This window comes from Microbacterium phycohabitans (assembly GCF_032464935.1).
Classification (GTDB): domain Bacteria; phylum Actinomycetota; class Actinomycetes; order Actinomycetales; family Microbacteriaceae; genus Microbacterium; species Microbacterium phycohabitans.
In genome coordinates, this window is sequence record NZ_JAWDIT010000002.1 from 587,141 (window position 1) to 605,902 (window position 18,762).

Below are 18,762 nucleotides of genomic sequence, written 5' to 3' on the forward strand. Positions count from 1 at the left end.
TGATGATGACTTCTGCACATGGTGAACAGGGACCGTCTTGAGAAGTGCCTCGTATCGCGGTTCCCCGACATCAGGTAGCTGAGTCCGAGGCAAACCTGCCGGTCGGACTGAGCAGTGCGGTGCACACAGGCGACGCGGTCATTTGGGCGAGGAGGCTGATCGGGCCGAACCCGCCACCCGACGCTCGATGCGCCATTCGATCGTTCCGCGTCGTTGAACGTTGCGGGCATTTTGACATCGATTCCGGTACCAGCTGGATGAGCCTTTGGGGCCGCTTCCACCCCCGCATCGACGGGACTCACCCCCGTCACACGCCCGAGTCGAACGATCGGCGGGATCGTCGGGTTCCGAGGTCACGATCATCGCGGGCTCAGCCGTCGTCAGCGCTCCCGGAAGGGCCCCGTTCATCCCCAACAACCGGACATTCAGACTTGGGCCGACGCATGCTCGCATGCACGCTGAACCCCCTCCGGTGGTTAACGAAGAACACCTCAGCGCGCACCCCCTAGAGGGCAGACTTCGACGGCTCATGGCCCTAGCCACGAACTGCTCGCGCTCCATGCGTTCCAAGAAGTGCTCTATCCAGAGTTCTCATCGCGACAGACCAGCAGGCCTGGCGAGCTGGCACGGAGAGCTAGTCGTGTAGTTCAGCGAGCTGGGGATGGCAGGTGTATGCAGACCCCTTAACGACGCGAGACCCATTCGCATCGGCGCATCATCTTCTTCCGACCGTCACGTGAGGACTCGTCCACCCATCGAATCGCGCGACGTCTTTATGCGAGCCCCGGGCGTATCGAACCCGCGATAAGCAACTCCCTCTTCAAGGCGACCGATGAGGTGGGCGCAGCGACATTGCCGGCAACAGCACCACGGCTGCGATGGCCTGGGTCCCTTAGGCCATTGCATGCTGGCGCGCGTTTCTGGCGCGACTACTGAATGGCCCTTGCGGGTCCGACGACGTCGACATTTGTGGCTGCGCAGTGATGACACCTCGATGTTTCACGTGAAACACGCACACGTGTTTGCGTCACGTCAATCCGAATCAAGCCGTGAACGCTCGCGGTTCTCTCAACTGAGCCCGGACAGGAGGCCGCCGAGAACCTGGTCGCTCTCCTGACCGTGAATACTCCCTCACTGCCGGGCGTCCAAAAAGCAACAGGCTCCTATGGGTTCCGCGGTAGAAAACGACGCTCCGGAGTCTTACGGTGATCACAGTGCTCCGATGTTTCACGTGAACGCGCGCTTTGGCATGCTGAACGTACACGTGTCTTCGGTGGACCCAGGGAGTCGAACGCGATCCGCCCGGTCGAGTGTGTGCCCACGTCTGCACCCGGACGGGAGCGCGGCGCGTCATGGCAATGCGGCGACTGTTCGACTAGGCAACGGTCACTTGAGACTCCGGGCCAACATGCCAAGCACGGCCAAGACGTTCGCGGGTGAGCGTTTGGTGGATCCCGTAGAACCCGCGCCGCGCCTCAGAACAGGAGCAACCGCCACGACGACGGGGAACGACAATCGACCGAGGAGCCGTTCGAGATCGATAGTGGGCAGCGGCAAGGCTCGAAACGGCACACCTCGACCGTGTCAGGTGGGATCACCAACGAACGAAGCGCACAGCGAGACCGGCTCTGATCGGCGACCCCAAGGATCGGAAATGCTCGTCCGTGTCGTGTGAAGCCGGGAATGCGCGGTACGGCACCCCTCGGCCGTGTGATACGAAATCGCTGCCGAACGAAGCGAACAGCGAGAATGACTTGCGCAACAGCACGGCACAGGACGGACTCTGCTCAAGCGCGTCACGCGACCCCGGGAACCGTCGACCATTTCATTCGGAGCCAGCACCGAGCGACCTCCTTTATCCGAGCCGCTCTTCGTGGGCCATCTCCTGCCCCGTGCGAATGGCCATTCTCGTGTGACGACTCAACTAGGCAGGACTCTGCGCACAGTGCGCCTCGGAGGCGCTGAGGAGACCGAATACCCACACTCCCAACCGCGTCGGTCACCCTTTCGCTTGGCCTAGCGCCCAAGTTCAGACACAGTTGCAGTGCGATCCAAAACTCATTCACGTCTCAGCGGGATGCTTCTCGACACGCTGACCACGGACAACGCCACGCACTCCGGCACTCGCGCCCGTGATTCGACACATGTGGATCTCTGTTCGAAATCTCCCGTCGTGCTCACTTCTCGGCACCCTGCTGCTGTCTCGACACCACCGCTCCTCTCAAGCAGAACTCGCAGCGAGAGGCGTGACGACAATGATCATCGTCCCGCCCACCCAGGCATCCTGGCAACGCCCGCTGAACGAAGGGCAGGACGCCCGACGGTTAAGGGGGAGGGAGGGGGGAGGGTTCAGCTCCCACAGTCGGTCCTGTTGGTGCCTCCCCGGTTCCCATGCCCAATAGTCGGCGATGTTGACGACATCGTCGTGCGGGGCGTGGGTGTTTACGATGGGACTCCGTTCCTCACCGGCGGAGTAGCTCCTCGACCAGAACGTGCAGCAACTCCTGACCGGACCTATCTACACCGACTCCTCCTGCGTTCCATGAGCGCCGCGAGGGGAAATCAGTGAAGCGGCGTGAGCCTCGCGACGCTCCTTGCGTGACGGGTTCTCGTGCCTCCCCCTCACAGTGGGTGGACCCGTCCCTGCTGTGGACCCGTCCCTGCTGGCTCCACCCGGCGATTCTGTGACACCCACTGGAGTGTCACAGCCGGATACGGGAATCCACCCGCAGGTTTCAACCGCACCCGCCCCACCGAATCCTCAAGAGCGCGTCGTGTCAGACATCGTCAGTCGCACACGCACATGCCCGGCCAAGGCCCGCTCTGCCCATATGTGTCCCTCCCGAGGCGCGCACCTCGGGTGCCTATCAATCCTGCTCCAATAGCCGCGAAACGAAGGCAGCAGCGATGTCCTCCCGTTTCACGTGAAACATCCTCACTGTCAGCTGATGTCTCAAAGCCGCACCGACAACGGATGCGGTGTTGTCGCCTCAGAGCGCACAGCATGTCGCCTGCGCACCAACTTCTGCGAAGCCGTCACACCCGCCCCATCCGTGTGTCGTACAGCGCCACTCGGTTATCGGCGTCCCGCCGCCGGCTTGCGAGTGGGCACCGAGGCCACGCGAGTGATCCGACAGCGGGTTGACGACCATCAGATGCACGTGTCGACGGCACACGAGGAGGGGCAACGGCACCTACTCGACACGCCAGCAATTCGCACCCACGAAGCGCCGTTATATCGAGCTCGGTCGCGTGTCGGTGTCCTGACGTGCAGCGTTGGAGAGTCGCGTGTTCGGAGTGACGACACAGCTGCGCACCACGCAAACGGCGATCGTTTCACGTGAAACACGCACCCGAAGATCGCGGCTACCCCCGCGCTGTGCTGTGTGCAAACAAGTTGCATGCACAGACGACTGATCCGTCCCCTCCATCACTCGAGGCCGGCTCACCCGACATAGATCTCGCCTATTGCGCCTCAGATGGCTGCTCTCGCCCACATCACCCGCGGTCTCTGCCCGGAGCGTGGCAGGGGAGCACCCGTGTGCACCGCTGCGGTGCCCCTGGGGCCGATGATCTACCGCCCCGCACTGCAGACCGACACCTCCTCTCAGCACATCGATCCCGTCGGAAAAATCTCATGGCCCTCGGGGGCATCAGGTCGAAGCGGACGAACGCTCCCACCCGTCGAGTGACACCCATGTTCAGCCCTCCTCACCGGAAGAGCCGAACGAGGAGGCGAAACGAGCCAGGACAATATTGGGCGAGTTCGACCGGTCTCGAGCGCTTGTCATCTACGGGTGCTCAGGATGTCTCCAGACATCGACCACGGGGGCGGTAATGCGGTCAGCCGTAGCCTCGTCGGTCAGACCGGCGGCAAAACGACCATCAGACCTACCCACGCGGACGGGAGGGCCTTCTCTGACCACTGAGTGTGAACCTCCCAGGGACGCCATGCGACGCTGCCGCATCGCTCAGAGAGTGCACTATCGCTTGCTCGAGCAGCGCGGCCGCAAGTAGAAGCTGACGGAAGCGTCGAATCCATCCACTCGCCCGTTCCTGTCCAGCCACCCCGCCAAGGGCGGCGAGCCGATGACACAGGTGCTCACCTGCGTCGCACTTCGCGTCGCGCGGGCAATCTCCTCGCAATCCTCACGTCAACGACTCCGAACCACCGAGCGGCCCGTGAAAGATCATGGGGGAGACCCGCGCAAGAACCGACGGAAGGCACACAGGACCTGAAGGCACCTCTCCCCAGCATCAGCCTCAACCCGCCTCTGCGATCTCCGTCGTTTCACGTGAAACATTGCCCGCCGTTCTCAACCCGCAGGATGGGGACGAGGTGACGAGACGCGCATGGTGATCGCGAGCTCACACTCGACAACCCATTATCGGAAACGGCGTCGTCCGAATGACTTGTCGCCGCGCATCGAACCTGAACTACGCACATGCGCCAGATTCATCGGAACCCTCACCAGTACCTTGCAACACGCGACCAACCATCCGTCAGCTGATCGCGCCTAGACGACGACCGGTTCTCCGTCAGAGAACGCTCCATGGCAGGAGGAACAACGCGGAACAGGCTCACCACCCGCGCGTTCGCCATCTACGGACACCGAAGGTGATGCTCCGGTCCCATCCCTCGTACGTCGCCATCGGTCCACAGTCCGAAGCACCCGCTATGACGTCTTGGGGGAGGAGCCCCGTGGACTCTCAGCCGTCGACGACGTCTCACCGCCTCGACGGGGATCTGATCGGCGGCCCCTCGCCGAGAAACAGCCGGCCCGGTCGTCAGCTACGCGCTGGGGCGTTCCCCATCCTCGAGCGGACACGCGGACGGCGACATGGCCCGCCGGCACAAACGGGTCGGTTTCGGCGGGCCATACCGGCGGAGCCTCTCACCTCTCAGAGCGGGTGGATGGATGACGAACCAGCACGAGGGAGCGAACCGTCGTGTCGCGCGACCCGACCCGCATCTGCGAGACGATTCGTGTCCCCAACGGAACGGCTGGGTGGTATCCCCTCTCGAGCAGACCCATCGTGACCCTTGCAGGGACGCGGCTCGCCGACCACAGCCCCGTCCCCCCGCGCACAGCCGCCCCCCCCACATCGCGGGTCGATCTGCTTGTCGATGCACTGTCTACGTGCGCTGCGAAGAACCGCAGCAATCGCCATCTCTAGAGCTCGTTGAGCGCCGGCCGAACGGCATCCTCGATCCGAACACATGGACCATGGCCGATCAGTCTCCGAATCATCGCCGAGAAAACGCGGGCCAGTGCGCGACCGGTCTCAGGCGTCAACACGTGACTCCCGGAAGCACCCCGTGCTGACCCTCAGGCGCATTCCGCCTCAGAGCCACGCTGCGACACCGAGCCGCGATCACGACTGACAGCTCTCCAGGCAAATGGCTGATCAGAGGACTTTTTGAAAGGGCAACTCGATATCAGCGCGCCACGGTCGCCACGAAGACCCGCGTCGGCTCATCGAGAACGCCGTCGCCGACGACCTCGATCGACACGTCCTCCAGAGCGAACTTCCGTACCTGCTTCGACGCCGCTTCCAGCTCCGCGCCCACGTTGGCACCCTTGAGGAACACCAGACGACCCTGCGGGCGCACGAGCGGTGCGGTGAAGGGGAGCAGGGTGCGCAGCGCGCTCACCGCGCGAGCGGTGGCGACGTCGAACACGCGACCTCCGGTCCACTCCTCACCGCGCATACGCGCCACGGTGACGTTGGAGAGGGACAGCTCCGCGACTTGCTCCGACAGCCACGCCGTGCGACGCTCCATGGGCTCGATCAGCGTCCACTCCACGTCGGGCCGGGCGATCGCCAGCACCAGCCCCGGAAGACCCGCCCCCGACCCCACGTCGACAGCTCGGCCGTGGAAGTAGGGCGCCGCGATCGCGCTGTTGAGGATGTGGCGCGTCCACAGTCGAGGGACCTCGAGCGGGCCGATCAGACCGCGTTCTTCGCCGTGCCGCGCCAGGTTCTCCGTGAACCGGCGAGCACGGTCGATGTTCTCGCCGAAGATCGACGCGGCGACAGCCGGCTCGGTTTCGAGCTGTTCCGGCATCTCCGGCCTCAGCCGCGACGCAGCACGGTGTGACGATCGGCTCCTTCGCCGAACGACTCCGAGACGTACCCGCGGTCCGCGGCGATGTCGTGCACGAGCTTGCGCTCGTAGCTCGACATCGCGGGCAGCGATGCCTGCGATGCTCCCTCGTCCAACCGGGCGATGGCGCGGTCGACCAGGGTCTCAAGCTGGCGCTGTCGTGCGTCTCGAGATCCACCGATGTCGAGGATGAGTCGCGAGAAACGGCCCGTCGAGTTCTGCACGGCCAACCGCGTCAGCTCCTGCAACGCCTGAACCGTGTCAGGGTGGGACAGGCTCCCGAGGGCCGCGGCATCCTCGGCTTCGACGGACACGTATGCGCGCCCGCCACGGACATCCATCGCCAGGTCGCCGTCGATGTCGGCGATGTCGAGGAGCCCCTCGAGGTAGTCGGCGGCGATGTCGCCTTCCTGCTCGAGCTGCTCTTCCGTGGCGGCGGTCTGGTCGGGGGCGATCTGATCGGACGTCGTCATCGTGATCTCCGGATGTCAGGAGGCGGGGGAGGAGCCGGGGCTGCCGGCGGACCCGCCCGCGGCACCGGTGTTCTTGGCGGACTGCTGCTTTTTCGCGCGCTGCTTGCCGACGGGCTGCTGACGCTTGGGGGCCGCGGCGCGGGCACGCTCGGCCTCCTCGAGGAGACGCTGCTGCTCGGCTTCGTACTTCTCGATCGGCACGACCTTGCCCGACGAATCGATCGCCTTGCCCTTGCGCGCGAGTCGCTCTTCGCGGGCCTTCGCTGCATCCGAGCCCGGCGTGGGCATCTCACGGATGACGACGAACTGCTGCACCATCGTCCACAGGTTGCTGACGAACCAGTAGATGACGACACCGAGCGGGAAGAAGACACCCGAGAAGATGAAGGCCAGCGGCAGGATGTAGAGCATGATCTTCTGCATCTGGTACGCCTGACCGGTCTTGGCCTCGGGCGACAGGTTCTTCGAGATGATCTGCAGCTGGGTGAAGAACTGCGAGCCGATCATCAGCACGACCAGCGTCAGGAGGATCGCGACGGTGACCTGACCGTCGGGCTGGGTCCACGCGGTGACCAGGTTCACGTGCATGGATGCCACGTCGAAGAGGCGTGCGTCGTAGAACTCGGTCGTGAGCTCGGGCGTGAGCAGACCCACACCACCGACGCCGCTCGCCGCGTGCTTCGACACGTCGTTCAGCACGCTGAAAAGAGCGAAGAAGATCGGCATCTGCACCAGCAGGGGCAGACAGCTGGACACGGGGGTGGTGCCGTGCTTCTTGTAGAGCGCCATCGTCTCGCGGCTCATCGCCTCACGCGAGAGCTGGTCCCGCTTGCCGCGGTACTTCTCCTGCACCTTGCGGAGCTCGGGGGCGATCTCCATCATCTTGCGCTGGCTCTTGATCTGCCTCACGAAGAGCGGGATGAGAGCCGCGCGGACGATGAGGACCAGGCCGATGATCGACAGCACCCACGTCAGACCGGCTGCCGGCGGCATGCCGAGGGCCGTGAACAATGCGTGCCAGCCCACCAGCACGAGCTCGACCGCCCATTTCAGCGGCCAGAGGATGGTCCCAATGAGATCGAATTGCACGATCAGTCCTTTCGGGCGGGCACGACGAATCCGTGCCGAGTGAGTTCGTGGCGGAAGGCCCGATGAGGACGGACGTCGTCGATGCCACCCTGAGCCCAGGGATGACACCGTGCGAGACGGGCCGCGGTGAACGCGATGCCCTTCACGAGTCCGTGCTGCTGGACGGCGCCCACCGAATAGGCGGAGCAGGACGGGTAGTACTTGCACACGTCGCCGTAGACGTGCGAGATCGTCGCTCGGTAGGCGTGCAGCAGCGCGAGCCCCGCATTACGCGGGAGGAGCGGGACGGATGCCAGGACGGCATCCGCTCGAAGGCGACCGGTCCCCGTGGAGGACGTCGGGAGTGTCGAAGCGCTCATGCTGACGCTTTTCGTTCGAGGCACCTCACCACGTCGGCGCGAAGGGTCGCGTAGTCGATCGTGGCGGCGGAGGGAAGTGCGCGGATGACGATCGAGGCGCCCCCGCGGATGGACGGGAGCGCCTCGGCGCACACCGCTTTGAGGCGGCGGCGGATGGTGTTGCGGGTGACAGCGGAGCCGACCTGTCGGCTCACGATGAAGCCGAAGCGAGGCGAATCGGTCTCGGCCGACGAGCCGACGTAGGTGATCGTGTGCGCTCCGGCACAACGAGAGCCCCGTCGGACTGTGGCTTTGTAGTCCGATCCGCGGGTGAGTCGGTTCGGCTTCGCGAGCACCGGGTCTATCAGGCCGAGAGCTCGGTGCGGCCCTTGGCGCGACGCGCCGAAAGGATGCCGCGGCCGGCACGCGTGCGCATGCGGGCGCGGAAGCCGTGCTTCTTGGCGCGGCGGCGGTTGTTGGGCTGGAAGGTGCGCTTGCTCATGGGTCACTCCGGAGGTGGTGTCGCCCGATGCTCTTCTGCCGGGGACGGGGTCGGGACTGCCGTATAGGCATAAGTCAACCGACTAAGGCTACGTCGCGCGCGCCGTTAACTCAAACCGAGGAGCCGACCGGCCATTATCCCCAGGCGTTGTCCACAAGCGTGGCAAAGACACGCGGCCGGGTCTTACAGTGGATTTTGCTCCGCGAGAGCCGCGAACTAGCGTGGCCCCGGAAGTTATCCACAGGTTCGGCGCGACACGTCGATCACCCGTCGCGTCTAGACCCCGGAGGGGACATGTCTCTGCACGAAGTACCGGATGTCCCCGTCTGGTCAGCTGTGCTGGACCATCTTCTCACCGACGATCGCGTCACCCCGCAGCTGCACGGCTTTCTCAACCTCGCGGTTCCGCAGGGCGTGATGGGAGGGACGCTGTATCTCGACGTCCCCAACGACCTGACCGCGGCCCAGTTCAACAAGCGCATGCGAGCCCCCATCATGGAGGCGCTCGCCCAGGTGCAGGGAGAAGACCCGTCGGTCGGGACGTTCCGCGTCGTCGTGAACCCGGACCTCGTCGACGCCCCGCGGCCGTCGACCTCACCGGCGATGACGACTCCCGACCGTTCGCCGGCGAACTCCGGCTCGCACGGGCCGTCGATCGAGCAGACCCCCGAGCCGATCGTTCCGGCCTCGCGCAACGACACACGACTGAACCCGAAGTACACCTTCGACAACTTCGTGATCGGTCAGTCCAACCGCTTCGCTCACGCCGCCGCCGTCGCGGTCGCCGAGGCGCCCGCCAAGGCCTACAACCCCCTCTTCATCTACGGCGATTCCGGCCTGGGCAAGACGCACCTGCTGCACGCCATCGGCGATTACGCCGCGAGCATGTACGCCGGCATCCGGGTTCGCTACGTCTCGAGCGAAGAGTTCACGAACGACTTCATCAACTCGATCGCCAACAACCGCGGTTCGGCCTTCCAAGCCCGCTACCGCGACGTCGACATCCTTCTCATCGACGACATCCAATTCCTTCAGGGTCGCGCCGAGACCCAGGAGGCGTTCTTCCACACCTTCAACACGCTGCACGATCACGACAAGCAGGTCGTCATCACGAGCGACCTGCCTCCGAAGCAACTGACCGGTTTCGAAGACCGCATGCGAAGCCGCTTCGAATGGGGTCTGATCACCGACGTCCAGGCACCCGACCTCGAGACGCGCATCGCGATCCTCCGCAAGAAGGCGCAGAGCGAGCGTCTGCTCATCCCCGACGACGTCCTCGAATACATCGCCACCGTCGTCTCGTCGAACATCCGCGAACTCGAGGGCGCCCTCATCCGTGTCTCCGCGTTCGCGAGCCTGAACCGCTCGACGCTCGACATGTCGCTGGCGCAGACGGTGCTCCGCGACATCATCGACCAGGACGACGCGAACGTGATCTCGCCGACCGACATCATCACCGCGACCGCGCAGTACTTCAAACTCTCCGTCGACGATCTCTACGGATCGAGCCGGTCGCAGGCCGTGGCGACGGCCCGACAGATCGCCATGTACCTCTGCCGGGAGCGCACGAGTCTGTCGTTGCCGAAGATCGGGCAGCTCTTCGGCAACCGCGACCACACCACGGTCATGTACGCCTACAAGAAGATCAGCGACCTCATGAAGGAGCGCCGTTCCATCTTCAACCAGGTCTCCGAGATCACGAGCCAGCTCGGCCGCATGCGCTGAGCGCTCCTCTCGCCGAGGGGTCCGTCCGAGGTTTCGGACGGACCCCTCGGTCGTTTTCGCGCGCCAGCTCGCCGCGAAACGCCGCTGAGCGATATCTTTCAGCCGGTTCTACACAGTGTGGAAAACCTGTGGATAACTCTGATTTGCTGCGGATGAGATGTGCACGAACGCGTTAACACTGTGGATGACGCCGAGGGGGCCGCATCCGCGATCGCTGTTAACTGCCCAGGGTCTCCGCAAAGCGTCCACAGCCCACCGACGCTTCGATCCCTTGTGTTAACACGCGTGTCGAGAGTTATCCACAGTCTCCACAGCGGTTAACAAGATGAAGATCGTTTATCCGTGTTAAGAGATATCCGATGACCTTGCCGTGCAAGCGGCGCACGACGGGGACTGCGGGAGCAGGGCACTAGCATGGGTAAGCCATACCCGCCGTCAAGGGAGCGCCCGTGAAGTTCCACGTCAATCGCGATGTGTTCAGCGAAGCCGTCTCGTTCGTGGTCAAGCTCCTGCCCCAGCGCAATCCGCAGCCGATCCTGGCCGGTGTGCTGATCGAGGCGGGGGAGCAGGGACTCACGCTCGCGGCCTTCGACTACGAGGCATCCGCCCGCACCACCATCGAGGCGACGGTCGACGAGCCGGGCACGATCCTCGTCCACGGCCGACTGCTCAGCGACATCGCGAGCCGCCTGCCGAACGCTCCGATCCAGATCGCGGTCGACGATGACGGCGGCATCCTGCTCACGTGCGGCTCGGCCCGATTCACCCTGGCATCCATGCCCGTGCAGGAATACCCCGCCATCCCCGAGGTCACGGGGGAGTCGGGCCTCGTACCCGCAGACGAGTTCGCGACCGCGATCGCCCAGGTGGCGTTTGCCGCCTCCCGTGACGACGTCACGCCCGTCCTCACCGGTGTCCAGCTCGAGGTCACGGGCACGCAGCTCAGCCTCGTCGCGACCGACCGCTATCGCGTCGCGCTGCGCGAGATCCCCTGGGACGGCGGCGCCGCGGCATCTGACGAGCCGACCTCGGCGCTCGTGCCGGCACGCACCCTCCAGGAGGTCGGCAAGACCTTCGCCCACGGCGGCGATATCTCGATCGCCTTCTCCGGGTCGGGAGACCGCGAGATCATTGCTTTCTCGTCGGGCAACAAGACCGTCACGTCCCTGCTCATCAAGGGCAACTTCCCGCCCGTGCGTCGCCTCTTCCCGGCCCAGACCGAGCACCACAGCGTCGTGAACACCGCCGAGCTCGCCGAGGCGGTCCGCCGTGTCGCGCTGGTGCTCGATCGTTCCGCGCCCCTGCGTTTCACCTTCGGTCCCGAGGGCGTGTCCATGGACGCGTCGGGCACCGAGCAGGCGCGCGCGACGGAGTCCGTTGACGCGACCCTGGTGGGCGACGAGGTGACCCTCGGTCTGAACCCCCAGTACCTGCTGGAGTCGCTCGGGGCGGTGCGCAGCGAGTTCACGCGCATCACGTTCACCTCGAGCGACAACGCGAACAAGCTCAGCCCCGTGCTCGTCACCCCGCAGACCTCGGTCGACAAGGGCGGCGAGGGGTCGTTCAAGTACCTTCTGCAGCCCAACCTGCTGCTGCGCTGACGCACGGAGCGCGACCCGTCCGCCATCGCCGTGTCGGAGGCGGCGGGTAGTCTGACTCGGTGATCGTCGAGCAGTTGGGACTGAAGGACTTCCGCAATTACGCGGGTGCCGACGTCTCGCTCTCCGCGGGCGCCAATCTCTTCGTCGGACGCAACGGACAGGGCAAGACGAACCTCGTCGAGGCCGTCGCGTACCTTGCCACCCTCGGCTCGCACCGAGTGTCGAACGACGCCCCGATGGTGCGCGACGGAACGGATGCCGCGATCGTCCGCGCGCGGCTCGCCCACGGTGAGCGCACCGTGCTGCTCGAGCTGCAGCTCAATCGCCAGGGGGCGAACAAGGCGCGCGTCAACGGGGTGAACGTCCGCACCTCCGAACTCCCGCGGTACGCCCAGGTCGTGCTGTTCGCCCCGGAAGACCTCCAGATCGTGCGGGGCGACCCCTCGTCGCGTCGTCGCTTCGCCGACCAGCTGATCGTGCAGCGCAGCCCGCGCATGTCGGCCGTGCTCTCCGACTACGACCGGGTGCTGCGCCAGCGCAGCGCCCTGCTGAAGTCCGCGCGCGCACGCGGAGTGCGCGGTGACGCGCTGAGCACCCTCGACGTCTGGGACGAGAAGCTTGTGTCCCTCGGCACCGAAGTGATCGAGGCGCGCCTCGCCCTGGCATCCGATCTCTCGGCCCCGGTCGCCAGCGCGTACGCCTCGATCGCCGGCGACGACCACGGGCCCCGCTTGTCGTGGGCGCTGTCGGTGGGCGGCGGCGACCCCGAAGAGGGTGACGCCGGGGCGGCAGAAGGGCCGGCCGGCCCGCTCGCGGACCAGTTCCGCGCCGCCCTCGCCGCCCGGCGCTCCGCAGAGCTCGAGCGGGGGCTGACCCTCGTCGGACCGCACCGCGACGACCTCGTGCTCGAGGTGCGCGGCCTCCCGGTCAAGGGCTACGCGTCGCACGGCGAATCCTGGTCGGTCGCGCTCGCCCTGCGGTTGGCCTCCGCGGAACTCCTGCGGGCCGAATCCCGCTTGGGCGACCCCGTCCTCATCCTCGACGACGTCTTCGCCGAGCTCGACGCCGGTCGCCGCACGCGCCTGGCCGAGCTGGCGGGCGGCTTCGAGCAGGTCATCGTCACCTCCGCCGTCGAAGAAGACGTGCCCGACGCCCTCCGAGCCCACGTCGTGCGGGTCGAGGCCGGTCGCATCCGGGAGAGCGCCGATGACTGAGGAGCCGGAACTCCCCGAGACCATGGCCACCTACCTGCGGCTCCGCGGGCTCGAACCGTCGCCCTATCGGAAGAGGAAGCGTCGGCGTCGCGCCGACGACGGCGAGAACGCGCCTTTCACCCCCGGACGCGACCCGCACGGCCTCGGCGACGTCCTCTCCACGCTCACGCGATCGGCGGGGTGGGAGCCGCAGCTCTCGCGTGAGGACCTCGTGCGCACCTGGGACGAGGTGGCCGGCGCCGAGACGGCCGCCCACACCCGGCCGGTGGCGTTGGACAACGGCACGCTGACGGTGCAGGCCGACTCGACGGCGTGGGCGAAGCAACTGCAGCTCATGCGCGCGCACATCCTCTCGGAGATCGTCCGGCGCTTCCCCGAGGCGGGGGTCGAGGCGATCCGCTTCGTCGGGCCCGACGTCCCCTCTTGGAAATGGGGGCCCAGAGCCGTTCCAGGCCGCGGTCCGCGCGATACCTACGGTTAGGCCATGGTCGGTCCCGGTTCGACACGATTTCTCCCCGCGTAGAGGCGTACACGCCATTTCGGCGGGCCCCGCGCGGTAAGATGGAGATTCCGACGAATCGATCTGGAGCGCGTTTACTCATGACGTCCGAGAACCCCGACAACGTTTCCGAGGAACCCGAAGCGACCACCCCCGCGAAGGTTCCCAACGAGTACGGGGCAGACGCCATCCAGGTGCTCGAAGGGCTCGAGGCCGTTCGCAAGCGCCCCGGCATGTACATCGGGTCCACCGGTGAGCGAGGACTCCACCACCTCGTGCAGGAGATCGTCGACAACTCCGTCGATGAGGCGCTCGCCGGTTACTGCGACACCATCGACGTGACGATCATGAGCGACGGTGCCGTCCGCGTGATCGACAACGGCCGCGGCATCCCGGTCGACATGCACCGCACCGAGGGCAAGTCGACCGTCGAGGTCGTGCTCACCGTGCTGCACGCCGGTGGCAAGTTCGGCGGTGGCGGCTACGCGGTCTCCGGCGGTCTCCACGGCGTCGGCTCCTCGGTCGTGAACGCGCTGTCGACCCGGCTCGAGGTCGAGGTGAAGCGCCAGGGTCACGTCTGGCGTCAGTCGTTCCGCGACGGCGGCGTTCCCCAGGCCCCGCTCGCGCAGGGCGAGGCCAGCGAAGACACCGGCACCTCGATTACGTTCTGGCCGGATGCCACGATCTTCGACACCGTCGACTTCGACTACGACACGCTGCGCACGCGCTTCCAGCAGATGGCGTTCCTGAACAAGGGCCTGCGCATCAGCCTGCGCGACGAGCGCCCGCAGGCGGTCGTCACCGAGGGCGAGCCCGGAGAAGAGGTCACCGAGGCGCGTCACGACTCGTTCCTCTACGAGCGCGGTCTGGTCGACTACGTCGAGCACCTCAACCGCGTGCGCAAGGCCGACGTGGTCAACGACGAGATCATCGAGGTCGAGTCCGAGGACACCGATCGCAAGATCGCGCTCGAGCTGGCGATGCAGTGGACGACCGCCTACACCGAGAACGTCTTCACCTACGCCAACACCATCAACACGCACGAGGGCGGCACGCACGAAGAGGGCTTCCGTGCCGCTCTGACCACCCTCGTCAACCGCTACGCCCGCGCGAACAACCTCCTCAAGGAGAAGGACGACAACCTCACCGGTGACGACATCCGCGAGGGTCTCACCGCGGTCATCTCCGTGAAGCTGTCGGAGCCGCAGTTCGAGGGTCAGACCAAGACCAAGCTCGGCAACACCGAGGCGCGCGCCTTCGTGCAGAAGGTCGTGGGAGACAAGCTGGGCGACTGGTTCGACCGCAACCCGGGTCAGGCGAAGAACATCATCCGCAAGGCGATCGATGCCGCGACCGCCCGTCTGGCCGCTCGCAAGGCCCGTGAGACCGCTCGCCGCAAGAGCGTGTTCGAGTCGGCGGCCATGCCCGACAAGCTCAAGGACTGCACGTCGAAGGATCCCTCGATCAGCGAGATCTTCCTCGTCGAGGGTGACTCCGCCGGCGGCTCGGCCGTGCAGGGGCGCGATCCCCACACGCAGGCGATCCTCGCGCTGCGCGGCAAGATCCTGAACGTCGAGCGTGCGCGTCTGGACCGCGCCCTGGGCAACAAGGAAGTCCAGGCGATGATCCAGGCCTTCGGCACGGGCATCGGCGAAGACTTCGACATGGCCAAGGCGCGCTACCACAAGATCGTCCTGATGGCGGATGCCGACGTCGACGGCCAGCACATCACGACGCTGCTGCTCACGCTGCTGTTCCGCTACATGCGCGGGCTGATCGAGGCCGGATTCGTCTACCTCGCCCAGCCGCCGCTCTACCGTCTGAAGTGGTCGAACCACGCGCACGAGTACGCCTACAGCGACCGTGAGCGCGATGCGATGCTCGTCGACGGCCAGGCCTCCGGCCGGCGCATCCCGAAGGACAACGGCATCCAGCGTTACAAGGGTCTCGGTGAGATGAACGACCACGAGCTGTGGGAGACCACGATGGACCCGGAGACCCGCACGCTGAAGCAGGTCACGATCGACGACGCGGCCGCGGCCGATGAGATCTTCTCGGTCCTGATGGGCGAAGACGTCGAGTCGCGACGCAGCTTCATCCAGCGCAACGCCAAAGACGTCCGCTTCCTCGACATCTGAGTCCGGCCCGGCCGACGACGAACGACGACACGAAACTGAGAACCCATGGCTGACGAAAACACTCCCGAGCCCGGTGACGTCCGCGACGTGGCCGCACACAACCACGGCAGGATCGACCAGGTCGACCTGCAGCTCGAGATGCAGCGGAGCTACCTCGACTACGCGATGAGCGTCATCGTCGGGCGCGCGCTTCCCGACGTCCGCGACGGTCTGAAGCCGGTGCACCGCCGTGTGATCTACGGCATGTACGACGGGGGTTTCCGCCCCGACAAGTCGTTCTCGAAGTGCGCCCGTGTGGTCGGCGAGGTCATGGGGCACTACCACCCGCACGGTGACGCGCCGATCTACGACGCCCTCGTGCGTCTCGTGCAGCCGTGGTCGCTGCGCTACCCCCTGGCCCTCGGCCAGGGCAACTTCGGCTCCCCCGGAAACCAGGGCGCCGCCGCCCCGCGGTACACCGAGACCAAGATGGCTCCGCTCGCGCTCGAGATGGTGCGCGACATCGAAGAGGAGACCGTCGACTTCGAGGACAACTACGACGGTCAGACGCAGGAGCCGACGGTCCTCCCGTCGCGGTTCCCGAACCTGCTCGTCAACGGCTCGGTCGGCATTGCGGTCGGCATGGCGACAAACATCCCGCCGCACAACCTCCGCGAGGTCTCCGCCGGAGCGCTCTGGGCTCTCGAACACCCGGATGCCACCCGCGAGGAACTGCTCGAAGCCCTCATGGACCGCATCCCGGGTCCCGATTTCCCGACCGCGGCCCAGATCCTCGGCACCCGCGGCATCAAGGACGCCTACCGCACCGGCCGCGGGTCGATCACGATGCGCGCGGTGGTCAACATCGAGGAGATCCAGGGCCGGACGTGCCTGGTGATCACCGAGCTGCCGTACCAGGTGAACCCCGACAACGTCGCCGTCAAGATCGGCGACCTCGCGCGCGAGGGCAAGATCACCGGTATCGCCGACATCCGCGATGAGACCTCGGGCCGCACCGGTCAGCGACTCGTCATCGTCCTCAAGCGCGACGCGGTCGCCAAGGTCGTGCTGAACAACCTGTACAAGCACACGCAACTGCAGGAGAACTTCGGCGCCAACATGCTGGCGATCGTCGACGGCGTGCCCCGCACCCTCCCGCTCGACGGCTTCATCAGCCTGTGGATCGACCACCAGGTCGAGGTCATCGTCCGTCGCACGCGCTACCGCCTGCGCAAGGCCGAAGAGCGCATGCACATCCTGCGCGGCTACCTCAAGGCTCTCGACGCCCTCGACGACGTCATCGCGCTCATCCGCCGGTCGCCCACGGCCCAGGATGCCAACGAGGGACTGCAGAAGCTCCTCGACATCGACGACGTGCAGGCTCAGGCCATCCTCGACATGCAGCTGCGCCGTCTCGCGGCCCTCGAGCGCCAGAAGATCGTCGACGAGGCCACCGAGCTCGAAGCGCGCATCGCCGACTACAACGACATCCTCGCCACTCCCGGTCGTCAGCGCACGATCATCCGCGACGAGCTCACGGCCATCGTCGACCGCTTCGGCGACGACCGTCGCACCGAGATCCTGCACGGATTCGACGGCGACGTGTCGATCGAAGACCTCATCGCCGAGGAGGAGATGGTCGTCACCGTCACCCGTGACGGCTACATCAAGCGCACGCGCAGCGACAACTACCGCTCGCAGCACCGCGGCGGCAAGGGTGTGAAGGGCGCACAGCTGCGCGCCGACGACGTGGTGGAGCACTTCTTCGTCACGACGACGCACCACTGGCTGCTGTTCTTCACGAACAAGGGCCGGGTCTACCGCTCGAAGGCGTACGAGGTTCCCGAGGCCGGTCGGGATGCCAAGGGCCAGCATGTCGCGAACCTGCTCGCCCTGCAGCCCGACGAGGAGATCGCACAGATCCTCGACATCCGCGACTATCAGGTGGCGACGTACCTCGTTCTCGCCACCCGTGGCGGTCTGGTGAAGAAGACCCGCCTCGAGGAGTACGACACCAACCGTCAGGGCGGTGTGATCGCGATCAAGCTGCGCGGTCAGGCCTCCGACGAGGGCGACGACGCCGAGCAGGGCGGCGCTGACGAGCTCGTCAGCGCGCTGCTGGTCGACGAGGGCGACGACATCCTCCTCATCAGTCGCCTGGGCATGTCGCTGCGCTTCTCCGCCACCGACAGCGCGCTGCGACCGATGGGCCGCTCCACGTCGGGCGTGAAGGGCATGGACTTCCGCGAGGGCGACAGCCTGCTCTCGGCATCCGTCGCGAAGGACGACGAGTACGTGTTCGTCGTCACCGAGGGCGGCTACGCCAAGCGCACGGCGGTGACCGAATACCGCATGCAGAACCGCGGCGGATTGGGCATCAAGGTGGCCCGTCTGACCGACGATCGCGGCGTGCTCGCGGGCGGAATGATGGTGTCCGAGACCGACGAGGTCCTTGTGGTTCTTGCCAGCGGCAAGGTGGTACGCTCCTCCGTGGCCGAGGTGCCCGCCAAGGGACGCGACACGATGGGTGTCGTTTTCGCCCGCGCAGGCGGCGACGACAAGATCATCGCGATCGCCCGCAACGCCGAGCGCAACCTGACCGAGACGACGGAGACACCCGCGGAGCCCACCGCAGATGATGCGGACGAGGCCAGCGCCTCCACTCCCGAGACCCCCGAGGAAAGTACTGACGCATGAGCACGGTAGCCGACAAGCTCGCCAAGAAGTCGACTCACAAGACCCCCGCCAAGCAGGTGCGGCTGCGCCTGGTGTACATCGACTTCTGGTCGGCCGTGAAGCTGTCGTTCCTCGTGGCGGTCGCTCTCGCGATCGTGACCGTCGTGTCGTACTTCCTGATCTACCTGGTGGTCTCGGCGACGCTGCTCACGAAGCTCGACGAGTTCTTCACCAGCTTCACCGACGGCGGGGCGACGCTCTCGCAGTACATCGGACTGCCGCAGGTGATGGCGTTCGCGGCGATCGTGGCCATCCTCAATCTGGTCGTCGTTACCGTTCTCGGCGCCGTGATGGCCGGCATCTACAACCTCGCGGTGAAGGTGACCGGCGGTCTGCTCGTCGGTTTCACCTCGAACTGA

At 65.9% G+C, this 18,762-nt stretch carries 13 protein-coding genes; 7 read left to right on the top strand and 6 right to left on the bottom strand.

The window, feature by feature from the left end; translation table 11 throughout:
* Positions 1–5,440 precede the first annotated feature (5,440 nt).
* Genes rsmG through rpmH form a run of 6 tightly spaced genes read right to left on the bottom strand, consistent with a single transcriptional unit; the run spans position 5,441 to position 8,511 of the window.
* Entirely contained in the window at positions 5,441–6,070 is a 630-nt protein-coding gene (rsmG, locus tag RWH44_RS07135) for a 16S rRNA (guanine(527)-N(7))-methyltransferase RsmG (protein WP_298870096.1), read from the bottom strand.
* An 8-nt stretch (positions 6,071–6,078) separates the two neighbouring features.
* Positions 6,079–6,582, bottom strand: a complete 504-nt coding sequence (locus RWH44_RS07140; protein WP_316004034.1) for a Jag family protein — start codon at positions 6,580–6,582, stop codon at positions 6,079–6,081.
* Between the two features lie 15 nt (positions 6,583–6,597).
* A complete protein-coding gene (gene yidC, locus RWH44_RS07145) occupies positions 6,598–7,671 on the bottom strand; it encodes a membrane protein insertase YidC (RefSeq protein WP_298870099.1) in 1,074 nt (357 codons plus the stop codon).
* A gap of 2 nt (positions 7,672–7,673) precedes the next feature.
* Entirely contained in the window at positions 7,674–8,030 is a 357-nt protein-coding gene (gene yidD, locus RWH44_RS07150) for a membrane protein insertion efficiency factor YidD (RefSeq protein WP_298870101.1), read from the bottom strand.
* Complete coding sequence (gene rnpA / locus RWH44_RS07155) at positions 8,027–8,365, bottom strand: ribonuclease P protein component (RefSeq protein ID WP_076673104.1); 339 nt, start codon at positions 8,363–8,365, stop codon at positions 8,027–8,029. The genes yidD and rnpA overlap by 4 nt, the downstream gene beginning before the upstream one ends.
* Positions 8,366–8,373: 8 nt before the next feature.
* On the bottom strand, positions 8,374–8,511 hold the full coding sequence (gene rpmH, locus RWH44_RS07160) for a 50S ribosomal protein L34 (RefSeq protein WP_055952712.1): 138 nt from the start codon (positions 8,509–8,511) through the stop codon (positions 8,374–8,376).
* A 417-nt stretch (positions 8,512–8,928) separates the two neighbouring features.
* Here rpmH and dnaA point away from each other — a divergent pair, with 417 nt between their 5' ends.
* The 7 genes from dnaA (at position 8,929) to RWH44_RS07195 (ending at position 18,762) form a co-directional block, all read left to right on the top strand.
* On the top strand, positions 8,929–10,236 hold the full coding sequence (dnaA, locus tag RWH44_RS07165) for a chromosomal replication initiator protein DnaA (RefSeq protein WP_437127279.1): 1,308 nt from the start codon (positions 8,929–8,931) through the stop codon (positions 10,234–10,236).
* A 449-nt stretch (positions 10,237–10,685) separates the two neighbouring features.
* On the top strand, positions 10,686–11,837 hold the full coding sequence (gene dnaN, locus RWH44_RS07170) for a DNA polymerase III subunit beta (RefSeq protein ID WP_298870113.1): 1,152 nt from the start codon (positions 10,686–10,688) through the stop codon (positions 11,835–11,837).
* Between the two features lie 59 nt (positions 11,838–11,896).
* Complete coding sequence (recF, locus tag RWH44_RS07175; RefSeq protein ID WP_298870115.1) at positions 11,897–13,051, top strand: DNA replication/repair protein RecF; 1,155 nt, start codon at positions 11,897–11,899, stop codon at positions 13,049–13,051.
* On the top strand, positions 13,044–13,532 hold the full coding sequence (locus tag RWH44_RS07180; RefSeq protein ID WP_298870117.1) for a DciA family protein: 489 nt from the start codon (positions 13,044–13,046) through the stop codon (positions 13,530–13,532). The genes recF and RWH44_RS07180 overlap by 8 nt, the downstream gene beginning before the upstream one ends.
* Positions 13,533–13,651: 119 nt before the next feature.
* On the top strand, positions 13,652–15,688 hold the full coding sequence (gene gyrB / locus RWH44_RS07185) for a DNA topoisomerase (ATP-hydrolyzing) subunit B (RefSeq protein ID WP_316004036.1): 2,037 nt from the start codon (positions 13,652–13,654) through the stop codon (positions 15,686–15,688).
* A gap of 45 nt (positions 15,689–15,733) precedes the next feature.
* Positions 15,734–18,364, top strand: a complete 2,631-nt coding sequence (gyrA, locus tag RWH44_RS07190) for a DNA gyrase subunit A (protein ID WP_316004037.1) — start codon at positions 15,734–15,736, stop codon at positions 18,362–18,364.
* Positions 18,361–18,762: a DUF3566 domain-containing protein gene (locus RWH44_RS07195; protein ID WP_136586371.1), complete on the top strand. Its 402-nt coding sequence runs from the start codon at positions 18,361–18,363 to the stop codon at positions 18,760–18,762. The genes gyrA and RWH44_RS07195 overlap by 4 nt, the downstream gene beginning before the upstream one ends.

Excerpts from the sequence above, each read along its gene's own strand:
- gyrB (WP_316004036.1), top strand. The coding sequence starts at position 13,652 with ATGACGTCCGAGAACCCCGACAACGTTTCCGAGGAACCCGAAGCGACC.
- RWH44_RS07180 (WP_298870117.1), top strand. The coding sequence starts at position 13,044 with ATGACTGAGGAGCCGGAACTCCCCGAGACCATGGCCACCTACCTGCGG.
- RWH44_RS07140 (WP_316004034.1), bottom strand. The coding sequence starts at position 6,582 with ATGACGACGTCCGATCAGATCGCCCCCGACCAGACCGCCGCCACGGAA.
- gyrA (WP_316004037.1), top strand. The coding sequence starts at position 15,734 with ATGGCTGACGAAAACACTCCCGAGCCCGGTGACGTCCGCGACGTGGCC.
- rsmG (WP_298870096.1), bottom strand. The coding sequence starts at position 6,070 with ATGCCGGAACAGCTCGAAACCGAGCCGGCTGTCGCCGCGTCGATCTTC.
- RWH44_RS07195 (WP_136586371.1), top strand. The coding sequence starts at position 18,361 with ATGAGCACGGTAGCCGACAAGCTCGCCAAGAAGTCGACTCACAAGACC.
- rpmH (WP_055952712.1), bottom strand. The coding sequence starts at position 8,511 with ATGAGCAAGCGCACCTTCCAGCCCAACAACCGCCGCCGCGCCAAGAAG.
- dnaA (WP_437127279.1), top strand. The coding sequence starts at position 8,929 with ATGGGAGGGACGCTGTATCTCGACGTCCCCAACGACCTGACCGCGGCC.
- yidD (WP_298870101.1), bottom strand. The coding sequence starts at position 8,030 with ATGAGCGCTTCGACACTCCCGACGTCCTCCACGGGGACCGGTCGCCTT.